The sequence below is a fragment of the Pseudonocardia aurantiaca genome (assembly GCF_039526725.1).
GTDB lineage: Bacteria > Actinomycetota > Actinomycetes > Mycobacteriales > Pseudonocardiaceae > Pseudonocardia > Pseudonocardia aurantiaca.
On record NZ_BAAAJG010000008.1, the window covers coordinates 701,742 to 720,930 of the forward strand.

General features: G+C 71.9%; 16 protein-coding genes. 5 read left to right on the forward strand and 11 right to left on the reverse strand.

What is annotated here, in order from left to right; translation table 11 throughout:
• The first annotated feature begins 24 nt into the window (after window positions 1-24).
• Complete coding sequence (locus ABD143_RS13250) at window positions 25-732, forward strand: DsbA family oxidoreductase (protein ID WP_343976428.1); 708 nt, start codon at window positions 25-27, stop codon at window positions 730-732.
• Between the two features lie 34 nt (window positions 733-766).
• Window positions 767-1,084, forward strand: a complete 318-nt coding sequence (locus ABD143_RS13255) for a putative quinol monooxygenase (protein ID WP_343976431.1) — start codon at window positions 767-769, stop codon at window positions 1,082-1,084.
• Window positions 1,085-1,169: 85 nt separating this feature from the next.
• On the opposite strand, the gene ilvD is transcribed toward ABD143_RS13255, so the two are convergent.
• Both ilvD and ABD143_RS13265 read right to left on the reverse strand, forming a co-directional pair.
• Window positions 1,170-2,843, reverse strand: coding sequence for a dihydroxy-acid dehydratase (gene ilvD, locus ABD143_RS13260; RefSeq protein WP_343976434.1), 1,674 nt, complete (start codon window positions 2,841-2,843; stop codon window positions 1,170-1,172).
• The gene (locus ABD143_RS13265) at window positions 2,840-4,210 is read right to left on the reverse strand and encodes an MFS transporter (protein WP_343976437.1); all 1,371 of its coding nucleotides are present in this window, start codon (window positions 4,208-4,210) and stop codon (window positions 2,840-2,842) included. Before ABD143_RS13265 ends, ilvD begins: the two co-directional genes overlap by 4 nt.
• 97 nt (window positions 4,211-4,307) lie before the next feature.
• On the opposite strand from ABD143_RS13265, the gene ABD143_RS13270 reads away from it, so the two are divergent.
• On the forward strand, window positions 4,308-4,628 hold the full coding sequence (locus tag ABD143_RS13270) for a hypothetical protein (RefSeq protein ID WP_343976440.1): 321 nt from the start codon (window positions 4,308-4,310) through the stop codon (window positions 4,626-4,628).
• Between the two features lie 41 nt (window positions 4,629-4,669).
• Here ABD143_RS13270 and ABD143_RS13275 read toward each other — a convergent pair whose 3' ends face one another.
• From ABD143_RS13275 to ABD143_RS13300, 6 genes are all read right to left on the reverse strand, one after another.
• On the reverse strand, window positions 4,670-6,433 hold the full coding sequence (locus ABD143_RS13275; RefSeq protein WP_343976442.1) for a DEAD/DEAH box helicase: 1,764 nt from the start codon (window positions 6,431-6,433) through the stop codon (window positions 4,670-4,672).
• Between the two features lie 328 nt (window positions 6,434-6,761).
• Window positions 6,762-7,070 (reverse strand): hypothetical protein, encoded by a 309-nt coding sequence (locus ABD143_RS13280; protein WP_343976445.1) that lies wholly within the window; start codon window positions 7,068-7,070, stop codon window positions 6,762-6,764.
• Complete coding sequence (locus ABD143_RS13285; protein ID WP_343976448.1) at window positions 7,034-7,219, reverse strand: hypothetical protein; 186 nt, start codon at window positions 7,217-7,219, stop codon at window positions 7,034-7,036. Before ABD143_RS13285 ends, ABD143_RS13280 begins: the two co-directional genes overlap by 37 nt.
• 156 nt (window positions 7,220-7,375) lie before the next feature.
• Window positions 7,376-8,101: a hypothetical protein gene (locus tag ABD143_RS13290; protein ID WP_343976450.1), complete on the reverse strand. Its 726-nt coding sequence runs from the start codon at window positions 8,099-8,101 to the stop codon at window positions 7,376-7,378.
• 54 nt (window positions 8,102-8,155) lie between these two features.
• Window positions 8,156-8,449, reverse strand: coding sequence for a hypothetical protein (locus ABD143_RS13295; RefSeq protein ID WP_343976452.1), 294 nt, complete (start codon window positions 8,447-8,449; stop codon window positions 8,156-8,158).
• A 57-nt stretch (window positions 8,450-8,506) separates the two neighbouring features.
• Window positions 8,507-10,960, reverse strand: a complete 2,454-nt coding sequence (locus tag ABD143_RS13300) for a Tex family protein (RefSeq protein ID WP_343976455.1) — start codon at window positions 10,958-10,960, stop codon at window positions 8,507-8,509.
• A gap of 243 nt (window positions 10,961-11,203) precedes the next feature.
• Between ABD143_RS13300 and ABD143_RS13305 the strand changes: the two genes are divergently transcribed.
• Entirely contained in the window at window positions 11,204-12,772 is a 1,569-nt protein-coding gene (locus tag ABD143_RS13305) for an APC family permease (protein ID WP_343976458.1), read from the forward strand.
• On the forward strand, window positions 12,769-14,724 hold the full coding sequence (locus ABD143_RS13310) for a primary-amine oxidase (protein ID WP_343976461.1): 1,956 nt from the start codon (window positions 12,769-12,771) through the stop codon (window positions 14,722-14,724). Before ABD143_RS13305 ends, ABD143_RS13310 begins: the two co-directional genes overlap by 4 nt.
• Window positions 14,725-14,760: 36 nt before the next feature.
• Here the strand turns inward: ABD143_RS13310 and ABD143_RS13315 are convergent, their stop codons facing one another.
• From ABD143_RS13315 to ABD143_RS13325, 3 genes are all read right to left on the reverse strand, one after another.
• On the reverse strand, window positions 14,761-15,624 hold the full coding sequence (locus tag ABD143_RS13315) for an HTD2 family dehydratase (protein ID WP_343976464.1): 864 nt from the start codon (window positions 15,622-15,624) through the stop codon (window positions 14,761-14,763).
• 241 nt (window positions 15,625-15,865) lie between these two features.
• Entirely contained in the window at window positions 15,866-17,101 is a 1,236-nt protein-coding gene (locus ABD143_RS13320) for a class I SAM-dependent RNA methyltransferase (protein ID WP_343976467.1), read from the reverse strand.
• Window positions 17,098-19,158 (reverse strand): APC family permease, encoded by a 2,061-nt coding sequence (locus ABD143_RS13325; RefSeq protein ID WP_343976470.1) that lies wholly within the window; start codon window positions 19,156-19,158, stop codon window positions 17,098-17,100. Before ABD143_RS13325 ends, ABD143_RS13320 begins: the two co-directional genes overlap by 4 nt.
• Between the last annotated feature and the right edge of the window lie 31 nt (window positions 19,159-19,189).

The following is a 19,189-nucleotide window of genomic DNA, read 5'->3' on the forward strand; positions in this document are numbered from 1 at the left end:
CCCGCAGTTTGGTTGATGTTTCACATGAAGGTGGAGATCTGGTCGGACATCGTCTGTCCGTGGTGCGCCATCGGCAAGCACCGGTTCGAGAAGGCGCTGGCGCAGTTCGCGCACCGCGAGGAGGTCGAGGTGAGCTGGCACAGCTTCGAGCTCGACCCGTCGGCACCGCGTGAGCGGGAAGGCGACCTCGCCGAGCACCTCGCCGGCAAGTACGGCGTGAGCCGGGAGCAGGCCGACGGCATGCACCGCCAGATGACCGAGACGGCCGCTTCGGACGGCTGGGACTTCCACTTCGAGCGCGCCCGCGGCGGCAACACGTTCGACGCGCACCGGCTGCTGCACCTCGCCGCCGAGCGCGGGGTGCAGGACACCCTCAAGGAGCGCCTCTTCCGCGGTTATCTGGAGGAGGGTGAGCGGATCGGCGACCCCGAGACCCTCGTGCGCCTCGCTGCAGACGCCGGGCTCGACGCCGACGAGGCCCGCGCCGTGCTCGCCTCCGACCGCTACGCCGACGACGTGCGCGCCGACGAGCGCCAGGCCCAGGCGTACGGGATCACCGGAGTGCCGTTCTTCGTGGTGGACCGCAAGTACGGGGTGTCCGGCGCCCAGCCGCCGGACGCAATTCTCCACGTGCTCGACACCGCGTGGGCCGACGCCCACCCGCTCCAGATGCTCACACCCGGAGGCGGGGACGGGGCTGAGGGCTGCGTCGACGGCTCCTGCACCATCTGACCGCTGCTCCTCGGGAGTGCGTCAGACTCCCGACATGTCGATCCCCACTGACGCGAATCGCGAGCTGCTCACCGTCGTCGCAACCATGCGTGCCAAGCCTGGCAAGGAGGACGAGGTCCTGGCGATGCTGACCGACGTCATCGAGCCCACCCTCGCCGAGGCAGGCTGCCACACCTACGCCCTGCACCAAGGCGTCGCGGACCCCACCGTGTTCGTCTTCTACGAGAACTGGACCAGCAAGGACCACCTCGACAAGCACCTCGCGAGCGGGCACATCGCCAACGGGCTCGCCGGGCTGTCGGCGCTGCTCGACGGCACGGCCGACATCCAGACGCTCCGCCGAGCCGGCTGACGAGGACCTGACCCCGCCACATTCAGGGCGGTAGCCGTCCTGAATGTGGCATTCCAGGCAGTACGTGTCCGGCCGCCGGACTCGCTCAGCCGCAGACCGCGCCTAACGCCGCCGAGCCAACCAGCTTCGCGTACTTCCCCAGCACGCCCGTGCGCAGCGTCGGTGCCGGTGGCGCCCACTCCGCCCGGCGGCGGGCCAACTCGGCATCGTCGACCATCAGGTCGAGGGTGCGGCCGGACATGTCGAGCGCGATCCGGTCGCCGTCGCGCACCAGCGCGATCGGCCCGCCGTCGGTGGCCTCCGGGGCCACGTGCCCCACGCACAGCCCGGTCGTGGCGCCGGAGAACCGGCCGTCGGTGAGCAGCAGCACGTCCTTGCCGAGGCCGGCGCCCTTGATCGCGCCCGTCACGGCCAGCATCTCCCGCATCCCCGGCCCGCCGCGCGGGCCCTCGTAGCGGATCACCACGACGTCCCCCGGCACGAGCGTGCCGTCCTCGACGGCCGTCATCGCGCCCTGCTCCCCGTCGAACACGCGGGCGGTGCCCTCGAACCGGGCGGAGTCGAACCCGGCGCTCTTCACCACCGCGCCGTCCGGGGCGAGCGAGCCGCGCAGGATCGTGATGCCCCCCGTCGGGTGGATCGGGTCGTCCAGCCGCCGCAGCACCGCTCCGTCGAGGTCCGGTGGGTCGATCGCCGCGAGGTTCTCGGCGACCGTGGCGCCGGTGACGGTGAGCGCGTCGCCGTGCAGCAGCCCGGCATCCAGCAGCGCCTTCATCACGACCGGCACACCACCGACACGGTCGACAGTCGGCATCACGTGCGCCCCGAACGGCTTGACGTCGGCCAGGTGCGGCACGCGGTCGCCGATTCGGTTGAAGTCGTCGAGCTCCAGCGGCACTCCCGCCTCCCACGCGATGGCGAGCAAGTGCAGCACGGCGTTCGTGGAGCCGCCGAACGCCATCACCACGGCGATCGCGTTCTCGAACGCCTCCCGCGTGAGGATCTGCCGGGCGGTGATCCCCTTCTCGATCATGCCGACGACAGCCTCTCCGGACGCTCGGGCGATCCCGTCACGGCGCCGGTCGACCGCCGGCGGACTCGCGGACCCGGGCAGCGCCATCCCGAGCGCCTCGGCCGCGCTCGCCATGGTGTTGGCCGTGTACATGCCTCCGCAGGCGCCCTCGCCGGGGCAGATCGCGCGCTCGATGGCGTCGACCTCCTCGCGGGTCATCAACCCGCGGGCACAGGCGCCGACGGCCTCGAACGCGTCGGCGATGTTGACCTCACGCCCCTCGACGTTCCCGGGCAGGATCGAGCCCGCGTAGAGGAACACCGCGGCGAGGTCGAGGCGCGCGGCGGCCATCAGCATGCCGGGCAGGCTCTTGTCACACCCGGCGAGCAGGACGGTGCCGTCGAGGCGCTCCGCCTGCACCACCGTCTCGACGGAGTCGGCGATCACCTCGCGGCTCACCAGCGACCAGTGCATGCCGACGTGGCCCATCGAGATCCCGTCCGACACGGAGATCGTGCCGAACTCCATCGGGAACCCGCCCGCCCGGTGCACCCCCTCCTTCGCAGCGATGCCGAGGCGCTGCAGCGACAAGTTGCACGGGGTGATCTCGTTCCAGCTCGACGCGATCCCGATCTGCGGTTTCGTGAAGTCCTCGTCACGCATCCCGACCGCGCGGAGCATCCCGCGGGCAGCGGCGCGCTCGAGGCCTCGGGTGACCTCGTGGCTGCGTGGTTGAAGATCGGTCATCGCTCTCCCTCGTGGGCTGCCGGCGTTTCGTGGGGTGCCGGTGCTGCAGTCTCCCGCGTCCCGCGGTTCAGCAGCAGGACGATCACCCCGGACAGCACCATGAACGCGGCGACCGCGAACATGCCTGGCCGGAAGCTGCCGGTGAGGTCCTGCAGCCAGCCCGTCAGGTAAGGGCCGACGAACCCGCTGAGGTTGCCGAAGGAGTTGATCAGGGCGATGCCCGCCGCCGCGCCGAAGCCGGTCAGGAACGCGCTGGGCAGCTGCCAGATCACCGGGATCGCAGAGTAGACGCCCATCGCGCAGACGGTCATCGCGGCGATCACGAGGTAGGGCGAGTCCAGGTAGAGCGCGACCGCCACCCCTGCCGCGCCGAGGAACGCCGGCACGGCGACGTGCAGGCGGCGCTCGCCGGTGCGGTCGGAGTGCCGGGCGTTCAACACCATCGCCACGGACGCGACCGCGTACGGGATTGCGGTGATCAGCCCGATCTGCACGAGCGAGAACTTCACGCCGAACTGCTCCTGGAGGTCGGAGACCACCTGTGGGAGGAAGAAGGCCAGCACGTAGAGCCCGAAGACCACGCCGAAGTAGACGACGGAGAGGGCCACGACCCGACGGTCGCGCAGGCCGGCACGGATCCCGGTCTCGTGCGGGACGTGCGCGCTGTCCTCGGCGGCGATCCGCTGCTCCAGCGCCTGCTGCTCGGCGGCGGAGAGCCACCGGGCGCGGCTGGGCCGGTCGGGCAGGAGCATCAGCACCAGCAGCCCGACGATGACAGCGGGGATCCCCTCGACGAAGAACATGAAGCGCCAGCCGTCGGCGAAGCCGAGCGCCCCGTCGCCGTTCTGGATGAGGAGCGTGGAGGTCGGCGCCCCGATCACCGACGACAGCGGCACGGCCAGGAAGAACAGCGCGACCACCTTCGCCCGCTGCGCGCGGGGAAACCAGTAGGTCAGGTACAGGATGATGCCAGGGAAGAACCCGGCCTCGGCGACGCCGAGCAGGAACCGCACCACGTAGAAGCTGATCTCGCCCTGCACGAAGGCGGTGGCCGAGGCGATGATGCCCCAGGTCACCATGATCCGGGCGATCCACAGCCGCGCGCCCACGCGGTGCAGGATGACGTTGCTCGGCACCTCGAAGAAGAAGTAGCCGATGAAGAAGAGCCCGGCCCCGAACCCGTAGGCGGCGGCGGACAGCCCGAGATCGGGGTTCATCGTCAGCGCAGCGAAGCCGACGTTGACGCGGTCGACGTAGTTGAGCAGGTAGCAGAGCCCGAGGAACGGCAGCAGCCGCCACATCGCCCGGCGCACCGCACCGTCCACCAACCGGTCCTGCTGCCCGGTGACGCCCGCAATCTCCGCCATGTGCTCCCCCTCGAGCCTTGTGAAGGTTCACTCCTACCCGCGGGGGCGGCCGCGATCAAACGGAGGCACTGTCGGGGGCCGGTGCTTCGATGGCGTCGTGCAACCAGAGGAGAGGTTCGACGCCCTCGTGGACGAGCTCAGCGGCGAAACGGGCGTTCAGCCACCCACGGGCGGGCGCAGGTTCGGGGCCGATGCGCTCAGGGTCGGCGGCTCGATCTTCGCGATGCTGAGCCACGGCGCGCTCGTGGTGAAGCTTCCGGCGCCCCGCGTGGCGGAGCTGATCGCCGACGGAGTGGGCGGTCCGTTCACCGCCGGCAAGGACCTGCCGATGCGCGAGTGGCTCACCGTGGCCGCCGACGCCGACTGGGAAGGACTCGCCAAAGAGGCGCTGGCCTTCGTGGGCGCCAGGAAACCCTGACGCCCACGGCCGGTCAGTCGCGCCGGGTCAGTCGGGCCGGGTCAGTCTCGCCGCCCCCGGCCGCCGCCCGCACCGGCGCCCGCGAAGCCGCGGTCCCGCCGGACGTTGGCCCGCCGGCCCTTGAGGGTGGTGGAGCCGCGCAGGCTGCGCAGCACCTCGTCGGCGGCGTGCTCCGGGATCTCCACCAGCGCGTGGCGCTCGTGGATCTGGATCGCCCCGATGTCGCGGCCGGAGAGGTTGGACTCGTTGGCGAGTGCGCCCACGATGTCCTGCGGACGCACGCCGCTCGCGCGGCCCGCGTTGACGAAGAGCCGCGTGGTGCCGGCCTTCGGCGCGCGCATGCCGGCGGCTCCGCCGCGGCTGCGCGGCTCGCGGTCGCGTGCCCCGCCGCGCGGTGCGCTCACCACGGGGATGTCGTCGCCGTCGTCGGGTGAGCCGGCGGCGGCCTGCATCAGCCGGACGGCTGTTGCGGCGACGTCCACGCCGTCGAACTCGCCGACGAGCCCGGCGAGCATCGCCCGCACGCCGTCGTCGTCGTTCGGAGCGCCGGTGCCGGTGCCGTCGTCGAGCAGGTCGGCGACCAGCCGCTCGCGCAGCGACGCGGCCGTGCGCTCCAGGCGCGCGGACCGCAGGTCGGCGGCCGTGGGCACGGGCGCGAACTCGATGGGCTGGCCGGTGAGCCGCTCGACGGCACGCAGCGCGTACACCTTCGACGGCGGCACCAGGGTGATCGCGACACCTTCGCGACCGGCCCGGCCCACGCGCCCGATGCGGTGGACGTAGGCCTCGGCCGACTGCGGCACGTCATGGTTCACCACGTGCGTGAGCAGGTCGATGTCGAGGCCGCGGGCCGCGACGTCGGTGGCGACGAGCAGCTCGGTGCGCCCGCTGCGCAGCCGCTCGACCACGCGGGTGCGGTGCTCCTGGTCCATCCCGCCGTGCAGCGCCTCGGCGCGCAGGCCGCGCGCGGTGAGGGTCTCGGTGACGGCGTCGACGTCCACGCGGGTGCGGCAGAAGACGATGGCGGCGGTGGGCCGCTCGGCCTCCAGCACGCGCCCGAGCGCGGCGGTCGTGTGGGTGCGGGGCACCAGGTAGGCGGTCTGGCGCACCTTCGGGGCCTCGCCCTCGGGCACGGCCTCGCGCCGGATCCGCACCGTGATCGGCTCCCGCAGATACTTCTGCGCGAGCGTCTCGATGCGCCGGGGCATCGTGGCCGAGAACAGCACGGCCTGGCGGGTGTCGGGGGTGGCGTCGAGCAGCGTCTCGATGTCCTCGACGAAGCCCATGTCGAGCATCTCGTCGGCCTCGTCGAGCACGATCGTCTCGAGCAAGTCGAGGCGCAGCGCGCCGCGGTTCATGAGGTCGATGGCCCGCCCGGGCGTGGCCACGACGATGTCCACACCCTGCTGCAGCGCCTTCCACTGCGGGCCGACGGGGGCGCCGCCGTACACGGTGAGGACGCGGGCGCCGAGGCCGCGGCCGTAGCGCGTGATGGCCTCGGAGACCTGCAGCGCGAGCTCGCGGGTGGGCGCGAGAACCAGCCCGAACGGCGAGTCGCCGCGGGCGTGTTCCGGCCGCTGCTCCGCGAGGCGCTCCAGCATGGGCAGCGCGAACGCCGCCGTCTTGCCGGTGCCGGTCGCCGCCTGGCCGAGCAGGTCCCGGCCCTCCACCAGGGGGCCGATGGCCTCGGCCTGGATGGGGCTCGGGTGGGTGTAGCCGAGCTCGTCGATCTCGTGGAGCAGCTCGGCGCGGAGAGGGAGGTCGGTGAATCGGGGGATGTCGAGCTGGAGCTCGTTGTCGATCAAGAATCGTCTTCCGTCGCAGTAAACGGGAGCACGGACGGCGCTCCCGCGGGCGAGCCCGCGGGGCCTTCGGCACGAGTACTACCTGGCCGGTGCGGTCTCTGATGGTTGAACAAACCACCGGTCTCATATCATCCCAGGTGATGAGCAACACGGCAGCACCGGCCCCACCCGGGTCTCATGCAGGTCTCATACAGGTCTCAGGCGAACGCGGGCAGGACTGGCAGAGACGGGCATGGTCGATGAGCTGCTTGGGGACGAACTGCTCGCAGGACAGGAAGTCGGCCGATGCTCACCATCCCGCTCGGCTACCCACGATCGGGCCGTCCAGTCACCGATCAGCGCGTCGCGGGACGGGCGCAGCCCAGCATGTACGTCCGCACCTCCGCGCCACCCTGGCGCGTGCGGCCACCCCGCGCCTGCGCAGCGTGACCTGCACGTACGCAGCGAACTCCCGGCAGTCGGGCGTGTAGGCGACGACGACGTGCTCGTCACCGGTGATGCCGAGGTACTGGTCGACCAGCATCGCGGCGCCGCGCCACCGGGCCGCGGACTCGGCGTCGCCGGGCGGTGCGCCGCGCCACGCCTGGTCGACCTGGGCGGTCAGCGCTCCCCCGCAGCAGGCGTGGAGATCTCCCACAGCTGCCATGGCGACGCGCCCCGTCCCGGTGCGGCGCCGTAGTCGATGCCGCGTGGCGTGGACGGGACCGGAGGCTCGGCGGTCTCGAGGTCTCGCAGCACCTCACCGAGCTCGTGGTCGAGGACGGGGTCGGACGCTTCGGACGGCATGACGGCGGCTCCTGCGGAGGTCGGGGAAAGGTGTGATCCGACCATGGCGTCGACCCACGAAGCCGACAAGTTAACCGGCGCCACTCCACCCGATAAGTGCCGATCGCGGCCCCCGTCGTGACCACGCTCGCCCGAACGGGACGCGACTACCGTCTTTCAACGGCGTTGGAGACTCCGGCGGGCGCGCTCCAGGTTGTCTCTCGCGGTCTTTGTCAGCGTCTGTTCGGGACCCATAACGGCCTCGAACCTGTTCGCGACCCATTCGTATTCGGCGACCGCGTCCGCGGTCCGTCCCGCCGCCTCGTACGCCGCGGCGTGGGCCAGGTTGTGCAGGGCGGTGAGCGTGTCCGGATGCTCCGCGCCAAGGAACTTCTCACGTCCGGTGACGACGGCTTCGGCGATCGGGAATGCCCGAACTTGGTCATTGAGATAGATGAGATGGTTGGCCACGACCTGACGGACCCGCAGCACGACCTCGGCCGCCGCCCTGATCTGCGCGGATTCGTCGTCGGGAAACTGCTCCACGGCCTCCCACAGGGCCGTCGCATGATCGGCCACCGCCATGATCGTGGGGAACTTCCGCCAAGTGTCCTCGTCGGTAACAACCTCGGCGGCCACGAGCAGCCGCCGGGCCGCAGTCTCGATCATCGCGGCCAGGGTCCGGTCACGTTCAGCCTGGTCTCGTACTGCACGCCGGACCAGGCGGTGGACGAATGCGGTGGTGTCGTCGCGGCTGAAAGCGACCAGCGATCGAGCCCCCAACTCGGCCAAGGCCGTCTCCGCCTCCGGGTCGAGCAGGTCGAGCCCGACACCGGACGACGACAGCACCGACAGCTCGCCGAGCAGATGCGCGGATGCGGGGCCGGCCTCCCCGACCGACAATCGTCCAACGCCGCGAGGTGCCCGCCTGGGCGGCGCGCAGTAGGGCCGAGTTGTTCAGGGCGCTCCTAGATCCGAGCGCGGCTGGAAGGCCTTCGGCTCGCGGGGCACTTCACCGATCACCGCCGGCACCTGGGGTGCGTCACCCTTCGGCGCAGGCGGCGAACCGGTGCGCGACTCCGCCTGCCCGGCCCAGATCGCAAGCGGGGTTGCCGGGAGGAGGACGACCAGGCCCACGACGATGCTCGTGGCGTCCAGTCCGAGCCCGTTCGCCACACAGATCCACCAGGCCACGACCCCGGCCATCGAGGGCAGCACCGCCGCGATCACGACCTTGAGCCAGCGCAGCATCTCCCCCCTTCCTGCGCGCTCGGCGTGGCCTCTGGATGGCCGGGACCGGCGATCTTGCTACTTCTTCCGGTCTCCCGTCAGGCCCGCGCGGCGGAGGGCGTCGGCCATCGCGCTGTTGCCGAGGCCCCCGCCGGAACCGCCGCCAGAGCCACCGCGCCCGCCAGCGCCGCCCTGGCCGCCACCGCGGCGGTCGCCGCCGCTCTTGTCGCCACCCCGGCCCCGCTGGTCTCCACGGCCTTTCTGATCGCGCGGACCGCGGTCCCCGCCACGCGGCTCCCGGTCACGCTGCTCCCGCTGGGGCTTCGCGCCGACCTCGTCGTCCAGCCGCAGGGTCAGCGAGATGCGCTTGCGGGCCTCGTCCACCTCGAGCACCTTGACGCGCACGACGTCGCCGGACTTGACCACCTCACGCGGGTCGCTGACGAACTGCTTCGACATCGCCGAGACATGGACGAGCCCGTCCTGGTGCACCCCGACGTCGACGAACGCGCCGAACGCGGCGACGTTGGTGACCTGGCCCTCCAGCAGCATGCCCGGCCGCAGGTCGGCGATCTTGTGCACACCCTCGGCGAACGTGGCCGTGCGGAAGGCGGGACGGGGGTCGCGGCCCGGCTTCTCCAGCTCCGCGAGGATGTCGGTGACGGTCGGCAGCCCGAACTGGGCGTCCACGAAGTCGTGCGGCCGCAGAGACTTGATCTTCTGGGTGTTGCCGATGAGCGCCGCGATGTCGGTCTTCGCCCGCTCCAGGATCCGGTGCACGACCGGGTAGGACTCGGGGTGCACGCCCGAGACGTCGAGCGGGTCGTCGCCGCCGCGGATGCGCAGGAAGCCCGCGCACTGCTCGAACGCCTTCGGGCCAAGCCGCGGGACGTCGGCGAGCGCGCGGCGGGTGCGGAACGGGCCGTTGGCGTCGCGGTGCTGCACGATCTGGGCCGCGAGCCCCTCGGTGATCCCGGAGACCCGGCGCAGCAGCGGCGCCGACGCGGTGTTGACGTCGACCCCCACCGCGTTTACGCAGTCCTCCACCACCGCGTCGAGCGAACGGGAGAGCGCCGACTCGGCCAGGTCGTGCTGGTACTGGCCCACGCCGATCGACTTCGGGTCGATCTTCACCAGCTCCGCCAGCGGGTCCTGCAGCCGCCGGGCGATCGACACGGCCCCGCGCAGCGTGACGTCGAGGTCGGGCAGCTCGGCCGACGCGTACGCCGAGGCGGAGTACACCGATGCCCCTGCCTCGCTGACCATCACCGGCGTCAGCTTGAGGCCGGGGTTCTTCGCGGCCAGCTCGCGGGCCAGCTTGTCGGTCTCCCGGGACGCCGTGCCGTTGCCCACCGCGACCAGCTCGACGTCGTGGGCGGCCGCGAGCTTCGTGAGGGTGGCGAGAGCGCCGTTCCAGTCGCGGCGTGGCTCGTGCGGGTAGATCGTATCGGTGGCGACGACCTTGCCGGTGGCGTCGACCACGGCCACCTTCACACCGGTGCGCAGGCCGGGGTCGAGGCCCATCGTCGAGCGGCTCCCGGCGGGGGCGGCGAGCAGGAGGTCGCGCAGGTTCGACGCGAAGACGCCGATCGCCCCCTCCTCGGCGACGGTGCGCAGCCGCACCCGGATGTCGATGCCCAGGTGCAGCAGGATCCGGGTACGCCAGGCCCACCGCACGCAGTCGCCCAGCCACTTGTCCGCCAGCCGGCCCTTGTCCGAGATGCCGAACGCCGCGGCGATCGTGCGCTCGTAGTCGGTGACGACACCCGGCTCGGCCGGCTCGGCGTCGGGCTCCAGCGCGACGTCGAGGACCTCCTCCTTCTCCCCCCGGAACGCGGCGAGAATCCGGTGGCTCGGGAGCTTGGTGAACGGCTCGGAGAAGTCGAAGTAGTCGGCGAACTTCGCGCCCTCGGTCTCCTTGCCCTCACGAACCTTCGTGACCAGCCGCCCGCGCGTCCACATCCGCTCGCGCAGCCCGCCGATCAGGTCCGCGTCCTCGGCGAAGCGCTCCACGAGGATCGAGCGGGCGCCCTCCAGCGCCGTGGTCGCGTCGGCGACCTGCTCGTTGACGTAGCCGGCCGCGACGGTGGCGGGGTCCTGCGACGGGTCGGCGAGCAGCGTGTCGGCGAGCGGCTCCAGCCCGGCCTCGCGCGCGATCATCGCCTTGGTGCGGCGCTTCGGCTTGTACGGGAGGTAGATGTCCTCCAGGCGGGCCTTCGACTCGGCCGCCATGATCCGCGCCTCGAGCGCCTCGTCGAGCTTGCCCTGTTTGCGGATCTCGTCGAGCACCACCGTGCGGCGCTCCTCGAGCTCGCGCAGGTAGCGCAGGCGCTCCTCCAGGGTGCGCAGCTGCGCGTCGTCGAGGGCCCCGGTGGCCTCCTTGCGGTACCGGGCGACAAACGGCACTGTGGATCCGCCGTCGAGCAGGTCGACGGCGGCGGCCACCTGGTTCGGCCGTACGCCGAGCTCGTCGGCGATGCGCTGCTGGATCGAATGGACCGGGGTCGTCGACGGAACGTGCGTACCTGTCACGGGTCCATCGTCGCGGGCGAACCCCACGCATGGCGCGCGGGGGTCACCCATCGCACCGAGCAGTCGAGCACGGGCCAGCTTCGTGGCGCTGAGAGGCGTGCTTGCCCGATGTGGCCGACAAGGTTTCCCCGGCCGACCTGACATGTCACTCTGACGTGACACAGATGACACGAGTGCTCCCGACGCTCGTCCGGGCAGTGCGCACGACTCTCGATTGCACCCTCCTCTCATCTGGGAGCTGCCATGACCGCGACACCCACCGCCGGCCCGGCAGCCGGCGCCCCGATCCCCGGGGCCGGACCGGGCCGGCTCGCCGAAGGCGTTCTCCGTCTCCCGTCGGTGCTGTTCTGCATCGTGACCGGGGCCGCCCCGCTCGCCGCAATGCTGTTCAACGTGCCCGTCGCGACGCTCGGCGCCGGCTACGCCTCCCCCGCCGCGTTCATCGTCGCCACCGTCGCCCTCACGATCTTCTCCGTCGGCTACATCGCCATGTGCCGGCGCGTGACGTCGGCGGGCGGCTTCTACACGTTCGTCACCCGCGGTCTCGGACGGGTGGCCGGGCTCGGCTCCGGGTTGCTCATCGCCCTCTGCTACATCGTGTTCGCGGCCGCGGTGACCGGGACGATGGGGTACTTCGCCTCCACCACCGTCGCGAGCTTCACGGGCGTGGAGCTGCCCGCCTGGGCGTACATGATCATCGGGCTGGCGCTGATGAGCGTGTTCGCGGTCTTCCACATCGAGCTGACCGCCAAGATCCTCGGGGTGCTGCTGATCGGCGAGGTGCTGGTGCTCCTCGTGCTGGCCGTCGGGGTGTTCGCCGCCGGCGGCGCCGAGGGCTTCTCCCTCGCGCCGCTCAACCCGGTGAACATTTTCGGCAACTCCGCCGCGATCGAGGTGTTCGGCGCGGGTGCGGCCGGGATCGCGCTGTTCGCCGCGTTCTGGTCGTGGGTGGGCTTCGAGATGGCCCCGAACTACGCCGAGGAGACCCGCGACCCACACAGGATCGCGAGGACCGCCATCTACGGCTCAGTGATCGGTCTCGGCGCCTTCTACGTGCTGATCTCGTACGTGTTCGTCGGTGGATGGGGGCTCACCGGCTCGGCGCGGGCCGTGCAGGCGCAGTACGCGGGCGAGATCGCCTCGGCGTTCTACCCGCTCACCGACCGCTTCATCGGCTCGTGGGCGACGGCGCTCATGCAGGTGCTCATCGTCACCGGCTCGTTCGCCTGCGCGATGGCCTTCTACAACACGAGCGCCCGCTATCTGTTCGCGCTCAGCCGGGAGGGCGTACTACCGGCGGCGCTCGCCCGCACCTCGAATCGGCGCAGCCCCGTACCTGCTGCGATGACTGTGACGACGCTCGTAGGGCTCTACTGCCTCGGCTTCGTGCTCTACGACCCCAGCACCGAGGGGGCGCTGCTCAAGCTGGGCACCTGGTCGCCGCTGCTCGGCGTGCTGGGCATCCTCGCGGTGCAGGCACTGGTCTCCGTCGCGATCATTCGCTTCTTCCTGACGACGGCCCGCGACGGGTTCCGCTGGTGGTCCACTCTCGTGGCCCCGGTGATCGGGTTCGCCGCCATGACCGGGGCGTGCGTGCTGCTCGTCGTCAACCGCTACGACCTGGCAGGCGCCGCCGACGTCACCTACATCGTCGTGCTGCCGTGGGTGGTGCTCGCCGTGTTCGTCGCCGGGGTGGTATTGGCGCTGTTCTTGCGCAGCCGTGCCCCGCAGCGGTACGCCCGGATCGGACAGTTCGAGGTCAGCACCTCCGAGATCAGCTCAGCCGAGGAAAGGCAGGTAGCCACAGCATGACCGCCGTCGAGGACGCCACCGTCGCGACCGCCACGCACCCGCTCGAGCCGTTGACGGCCATCGAGATCGGAACCGCGACCCAGGTGCTGCGCGCCGGCCGGGGCCTGACGGACAGTGCCCGGTTCGTGTTCGTCACGCTGCACGAACCGCCGAAGGCCGCGGTGCGCGCCTGGACGCCCGGCGACGACCCGCTGCCCCGCGAAGCGCACGTCGTGGTCTACGACCGCGGCACGCACCTGACGTACGAGGCGGTGGTGTCGCTGACCGACCGCGCGGTCGTGTCGTGGACGCCTCGTGCAGGTGTGCAGGCGCCGATCATGGCGGAGGAGTTCGAGGCGTGCGAGGCCATCGTCCAGGCCGATCCGCGCTGGCAGGACGCCATGCGCAAGCGGGGGGTCGAGGACTTCTCGCTCACGATGGTGGACCCGTGGGCGTCGAGCTGGACCGGTCCGCAGGACGACCCGGCGGCCCGGCGAATCGCCCGCCCGCTGACGTGGGTGCGCTCCGCACCCGGCGAGCACGGCTACGCCCGGCCCGTCGAGGGCCTCATCGTCGTCGTGGACCTGGACGCCCGTGAGGTCGTCGAGGTGACCGACCACGGCGTCGTCCCGCTGCCGACCCAGCCGGGGAACTACGAGGAGCCGTGGATCTTCGAGCCGGGCAACGTGCCCGCGTTCGAGGCCTACCGCGACGACGTGCGGCCGATCGCCATCACCCAGCCAGAGGGCCCGAGCTTCACGGTGGACGGGCACGCGGTGACGTGGCAGAAGTGGCACCTGCGCATCGGGTTCACCCCCCGCGAGGGGCTCGTGCTGCACGAGGTCGGCTACGACGACCGCGGCACGCTGCGGCCGGTGATCTACCGGGCCTCGCTCGCCGAGATGTACGTGCCCTACGGCGACCCGGCGCCGACGCACCGCTTCAAGAACGTCTTCGACCAGGGCGAGTACGGCGTCGGGTGGCTCGCGAACTCCCTCACGCTGGGCTGCGACTGCGTGGGGCACATCCAGTACTTCGACGGCGTCGTCAACGACAACGACGGCAACGCGGTGATCATCCCCAACGCCGTCTGCATGCACGAGGAGGACGCGGGGATCGCCTGGAAGCACACCGACTTCCGCACCGGCGCCGTGCAGGTGCGGCGCAGGCGGCGGCTGGTGATCTCCACCATCGTCACCGTCGGGAACTATGAGTACGGCTACTTCTGGTACCTCTACAACGACGGCACGATCGAGTACGAGGTCAAGCTCTCCGGGGTCATCTCCACGGGGGCGATCGCGCCTGGCGAGACCCCCACCCACGGCACCCTCGTCGCCCCCGGCCTGTACGGGCCGAACCACCAGCACTTCTTCTGCGTGCGGCTCGACATGGCCGTGGACGGCACGGCCAACACCGTGGTGGAGCTCGACTCGGCCCCGAGCGCACCCGGGCCGGACAACCCGCACGGCAACGCCTGGCAGGTGCACCGCACGGTGCTCGCGAGCGAGCGCGAGGCGCAGCGCGACACCGACGCCGCACGCGCCCGGTACTGGAAGATCGAGAGCGCCGAGAAGACGTCCGCGCTCGGGGCGCCCACGGCGTACGCCCTGATGCCGGGCTCGACCGTGCCGCCGATGTACTCCCCCGACGCGGTGTTCGCGCCGCGCCCGGGCTTCACCGAGCACCAGCTGTGGGTCACCGCCGCCGACGAGACCCAGCGGTTCGCGGCGGGCGACTATCCCAACCAGCACCCGGGCGGCCAGGGCCTCCCGGCCTACGTTGCGGGCGACCGTCCGCTGGAAGGCGCCGACGTCGTGGTCTGGTACACGTTCGGCGCCCACCACGTGGTGCGGCCGGAGGACTGGCCGGTGATGCCGGTCAGCACGGTGGGCTTCATGCTCAAGCCCAGCGGCTTCTTCGACGGCAACCCGGCGCTCGACCTCCCGCCGTCGGCGGCGCACTGCCACGGCTGAGCCGCACTACCACGTGCCCCGATAGGGAATCACGGATCAGATCAGGGTGACCGTGCCCGCCACCGACGGCTCCGCGCCAGGCACCCCGGCCGTCAGCTCCCCGGCGGCATGCCCGTTCGCCACCACCGGTGCGCCCGCGAACGCCGGACGCAGCAGCCGGTAGGAGAACGCCGTGACCCGCCGCCGCGGGGCGAACCGCCGCGGCAGTTCGAGCAGGAGCAGCGCGAGCAGCGGCCCGTGCACCACGAGACCGGGGTAGCCCTCCACGCCCGTCACGTACGGGTGGTCGTAGTGGATGCGGTGGGTGTTGTAGGTCAGCGCGCTGAAGCGGAACAGCAACGCCGCGCCGGGGTCCAGCCGCAGGTGCCACTCCCCCTGCGGCGCCCCCGGGACCTGCCGCTGCGGCCCGGCCTGCGCAAGGCCGCGCGCGGTGCCCGCCGGCTGGCTCCGGTAGACGAAGTCCTGCTCCTCCACGACCGCGATCGCGCCGTCGCGGTCGAACTCGTGGCGCAGGGTCACAAGCACCATCGCGCCGCTGCGCCCGCTCTTCGGGGTGGCCGAGACCAGCGACGACCGCCGCGTCACGACGTCCTCGACGCGCAGCGGGTCGCGCACCTCCAGCCGCCCGCCCGCGAACATCCGCCTGCGGTCGGGCAGCGGCGGCAGGAACCGGCCGTGCGCGGGGTGGCCGTCCTCCCCCACCTCGGCCTGGGCCGGGTGGTCGAGCAGGTGGAAGCCGTGCCAGAGCGGTGGCAGCGGGTCGCCGGGCGCGTGCGGTGGGGCCGGCTGGTCAAGCAGCCCGGCGAAGGCGAGCACCGGCCAGGCGTCGAGCCGGCCGGTCACCTCGACGGGCTCGGGCGCCCAGCCCTCCAGGTGCGCGGCGAGTACGGAACTGTCCACGCCGGGATCATGCCCTCCAGCACGCCCGGCCACCCGTCAGCCCCGCGACTGGCACACCCTTTCGCAGCGACTCGCGTACACCCAGACCCCGACTCGCGCGCATCCAAACCCCGACTCGCGCGCGCCCAGACCCCGACTCGCGGAAGACAAGCGCCCAACGTCCGCGAGTCGGGGCGTGAGTGCGCGCGAGTCGGGGCGTGAGTGCGCGCGAGTTGCTGCCGCGCGGCAGGAGCCGGTGCGGTCAGGCGCGTTCCAGCAGCGCGACCGACTCGAAGTGGTGGGTCATCGGGAAGGCGTCGAACGCCCGCAGCTCCGCCAGCCGGTAGCCGCGGGCGGCGAAGAGCGCGATGTCGCGGGCCAGGGCCGCGGGGTCGCACGCGACGTGCACCACCCGGCCGGGGGCGCGCTCGCACAGCGCGTCCACCAGTTCCTTGCCGAGGCCGCGGCGGGGCGGGTCGGCGACCACCACGTCCGGACGCCCCCGCAGGCCGCCGAGCACGTGCTCGACGCGCCCGGCCCGCCACTGCACCTGAGGCAGGTCCGCGAGCGCGGCACGCCCGTCCGCGATGGCATGCCGCGACGCCTCGACGACGGTGACGGAACCGCCGGGCCCCACCTGCCCCGCGAGCACGGCGGCGAAGAGTCCCACGCCCCCGAACAGGTCCCACGCGGTGCCGCCGACCGGCGCGTCCGCCCACTTGCCGACGACGTCGGCCAGCGCGTCCGGCAGGGCGGGGTGGACCTGCCAGAACACCCCGGGCGAGAGGCGCCATTCGCGGCCGCCGGCGCGCTGGACAAGCGGCTCGCCCCCACCCGACGCAGCCCCGCCCGACTCGCCCCCGCCCGACTCGCCCCCGCCCGACTCGCCCTCGCCCGCGTGCACGCCGCCGTCGGCGTCGACGGTCACCTCGACCACGGTTCCGGGCCTGTGCCCCACGGCGAGCACCGGCGGCAGCGCCCCCGCCGGCGCCAGCGGGCAGTCGTCGATGGGCAGCACGTCGTGGCTGCGGTGCGCGCGCAGCCCGGCCCGGCCGTCCTCGTCGACGGCGAGTCGCACGCGGTGCCGCCAGCCCAGCGGCCCGCCCGGCAGCTCCTCGACCTCCACGACCCGCTCGATCCCGGCGAGCCTGCGCAGCTGCTCGGCCAGCACGTCCGCCTTCAGCGCCCGCTGGGCGGCCGGGTCGACGTGCTGCAGGTCGCAGCCGCCGCAACCACCCGCCCGCGCCCACGGGCACGGCGCCGGCACTCGGTGCGGGGACGCCTCCAGCACCGACACCGCGTCGGCCCGGCAGAACGAGCCCCCGGCGTCCTCGTCGACGACGGCGAGCACCCGCTCCCCCGGCAGGGCGTGCCGCACGAACACCACCCGCCCCTCCGAGCGGGCGACGCAGTGCCCGCCGTGGGCGATCGGGCCGACCTCCAGCTCGAGGACGCGGTCGGTCCAGTCGAGGCCCGGGCGGTCGGAGCGGCTAGTCACGTCCGCCGTCCCGACGTGGTGGCGGGCGGCGGCATCGGCGGAGTGGCAGGAGGCTTGCCGTCATCCTGCGGCGCCGACTCGTACCCGCGCCGGGAGGCTCCCGGCGGGGTCTCCGGACGCCGCGCCACCACCCGCTCGGACGAGCGCAGCTGCCACGGCACGCTCGTGACCATGACACCCGGCTGGAACAGCAGCCTGCCCTTGAGCCGCAGCGCGCTCTGGTTGTGCAGGATCTGCTCCCACCAGTGCCCCACCACGTACTCGGGGATGAACACGGTGACGACGTCGCGCGGGTTGGTGGACCGGATCCGCTTCACGTAGTCGAGCACCGGCTTCGTGATCTCGCGGTAGGGCGACTCGACCACCTTGAGCGGGACCGGGATCTTGCGCCGCTCCCAGTCGCGCACGAGCCGTTTGGTGTCGGCCTCGTCGACGTTGACGGTGACGGCCTCCAGCACGTCCGGCCGAGTGGCCCTGGCGTACGCGACGGCCCGCAGGGTGGGCTTGTGCAGCGTGGAGACGAGCACGATCGCGTGGTTGCGCGAGGGCAGTACCGCATCGGTCTCACCGGCCACGAGCTCGGCGGAGACCCGGTCGTAGTGCCGCCGGATGGCCTGCATCATCACGTAGAACACCGCCATCGCGGCGATCGCGATCCACGCGCCCCTGGTGAACTTGGTGATCAGCACGACGATGAGCACGATGCCCGTCATCGCCGCCCCGAACCCGTTGATCATGCGGGCGCGTTTCATGCGCCTGCGGGCCGCCGGGTCGGTCTCGGTGGCGAGCAGCCGGTTCCAGTGCCGCAGCATCCCCAGCTGGCTGAGGGTGAACGAGGTGAAGACGCCGACCGTGTAGAGCGCGATGAGCCGCGTGACCTCGGCCTGGAACCCGATCACCAGCACGATCGCGACGGCGGCGAGCACCAGGATGCCGTTGGAGTAGGCGAGGCGGTCGCCACGGGTGTGCAGCTGGCGCGGCAGGTAGCGGTCCTGCGACAGGATCGAACCGAGGACCGGGAAGCCGTTGTAGGCGGTGTTCGCGGCGAGCACGAGGATCAGCGCGGTCACCACGACGACGAAGTAGAAGCCGGGGCGGAAGTCGTCGAACACGGCCTGGGCGAGCTGGGCCACGAGGGTCTGCTGGATGTACCCGGGCGGCGCGTCGGGGAACTGCGTCTCGGGGTACTCGGCGATCTTCGCCCCGGTGAGCTGCGCGAGCCAGATCAGCCCCATGAACATCGACACGGAGATCACGCCGAGCAGCGTGAGAGTGGTGGCGGCGTTGCGGGACTTGGGCTTGCGGAACGCCGGCACGCCGTTGCTGATCGCCTCGACACCGGTGAGCGCGGCACACCCCTGCGTGAACGACCGCAGGATCAGCAGCACGAGGGCGAGCCCCGTGAACGCGTCGCCCTCGGCCAGCAGGTGCAGGTCCGCGCTGGGCGCCCGCACGTCCTCGCCGAAGATCAGGATGCGGGTGAGGCCCCAGATGATCATCGTGCCGATGCCGAACATGAACGCGTAGGTGGGGACCGCGAACGCGGCACCCGACTCACGCACGCCGCGCAGGTTCACGGCCGTGAGCACGACGATCGCGGACACAGCGAAGATCACCTTGTGCTGCGCGACGAACGGCACGAGCGCTCCGACGTTGGCGGCTGCCGCCGAGATCGACACCGCGACCGTCAGCGTGTAGTCCACCAGCAGCGCGCTCGCCACGGTCAGTCCGGCGCGGCGGCCGAGGTTCACCGTGGCGACCTCGTAGTCCCCGCCGCCCGACGGATAGGCGTGCACGTTCTGCCGGTAGCTGGTGACCACGGTGAGCAGGACGACGACCACCGCGAGCCCGATCCACGGCGAGAACGCGTAGGAGGCGAGCCCGGCCGCCGACAGGGTCAGGAAGATCTCCTCGGGGGCGTAGGCCACCGAGGACATCGCATCGGACGCGAAGACAGGCAGCGCGATCCGCTTGGGGAGCAGGGTGTGGGAGAGACGGTCGCTTCGCTGCGGCCGCCCGACGAGGACGCGCTTGAGCGCGACGCCGAGCTTGGGCACGGCGAGAGCCTATGCGGTATCCGACTGTCCG

Excerpts from the sequence above, each read along its gene's own strand:
- ABD143_RS13265 (WP_343976437.1), bottom strand. The coding sequence starts at position 4,210 with ATGGCGGAGATTGCGGGCGTCACCGGGCAGCAGGACCGGTTGGTGGAC.
- ABD143_RS13285 (WP_343976448.1), bottom strand. The coding sequence starts at position 7,219 with ATGCCGTCCGAAGCGTCCGACCCCGTCCTCGACCACGAGCTCGGTGAG.
- ABD143_RS13255 (WP_343976431.1), top strand. The coding sequence starts at position 767 with ATGTCGATCCCCACTGACGCGAATCGCGAGCTGCTCACCGTCGTCGCA.
- ABD143_RS13305 (WP_343976458.1), top strand. The coding sequence starts at position 11,204 with ATGACCGCGACACCCACCGCCGGCCCGGCAGCCGGCGCCCCGATCCCC.
- ABD143_RS13295 (WP_343976452.1), bottom strand. The coding sequence starts at position 8,449 with ATGCTGCGCTGGCTCAAGGTCGTGATCGCGGCGGTGCTGCCCTCGATG.
- ABD143_RS13310 (WP_343976461.1), top strand. The coding sequence starts at position 12,769 with ATGACCGCCGTCGAGGACGCCACCGTCGCGACCGCCACGCACCCGCTC.
- ilvD (WP_343976434.1), bottom strand. The coding sequence starts at position 2,843 with ATGACCGATCTTCAACCACGCAGCCACGAGGTCACCCGAGGCCTCGAG.
- ABD143_RS13250 (WP_343976428.1), top strand. The coding sequence starts at position 25 with ATGAAGGTGGAGATCTGGTCGGACATCGTCTGTCCGTGGTGCGCCATC.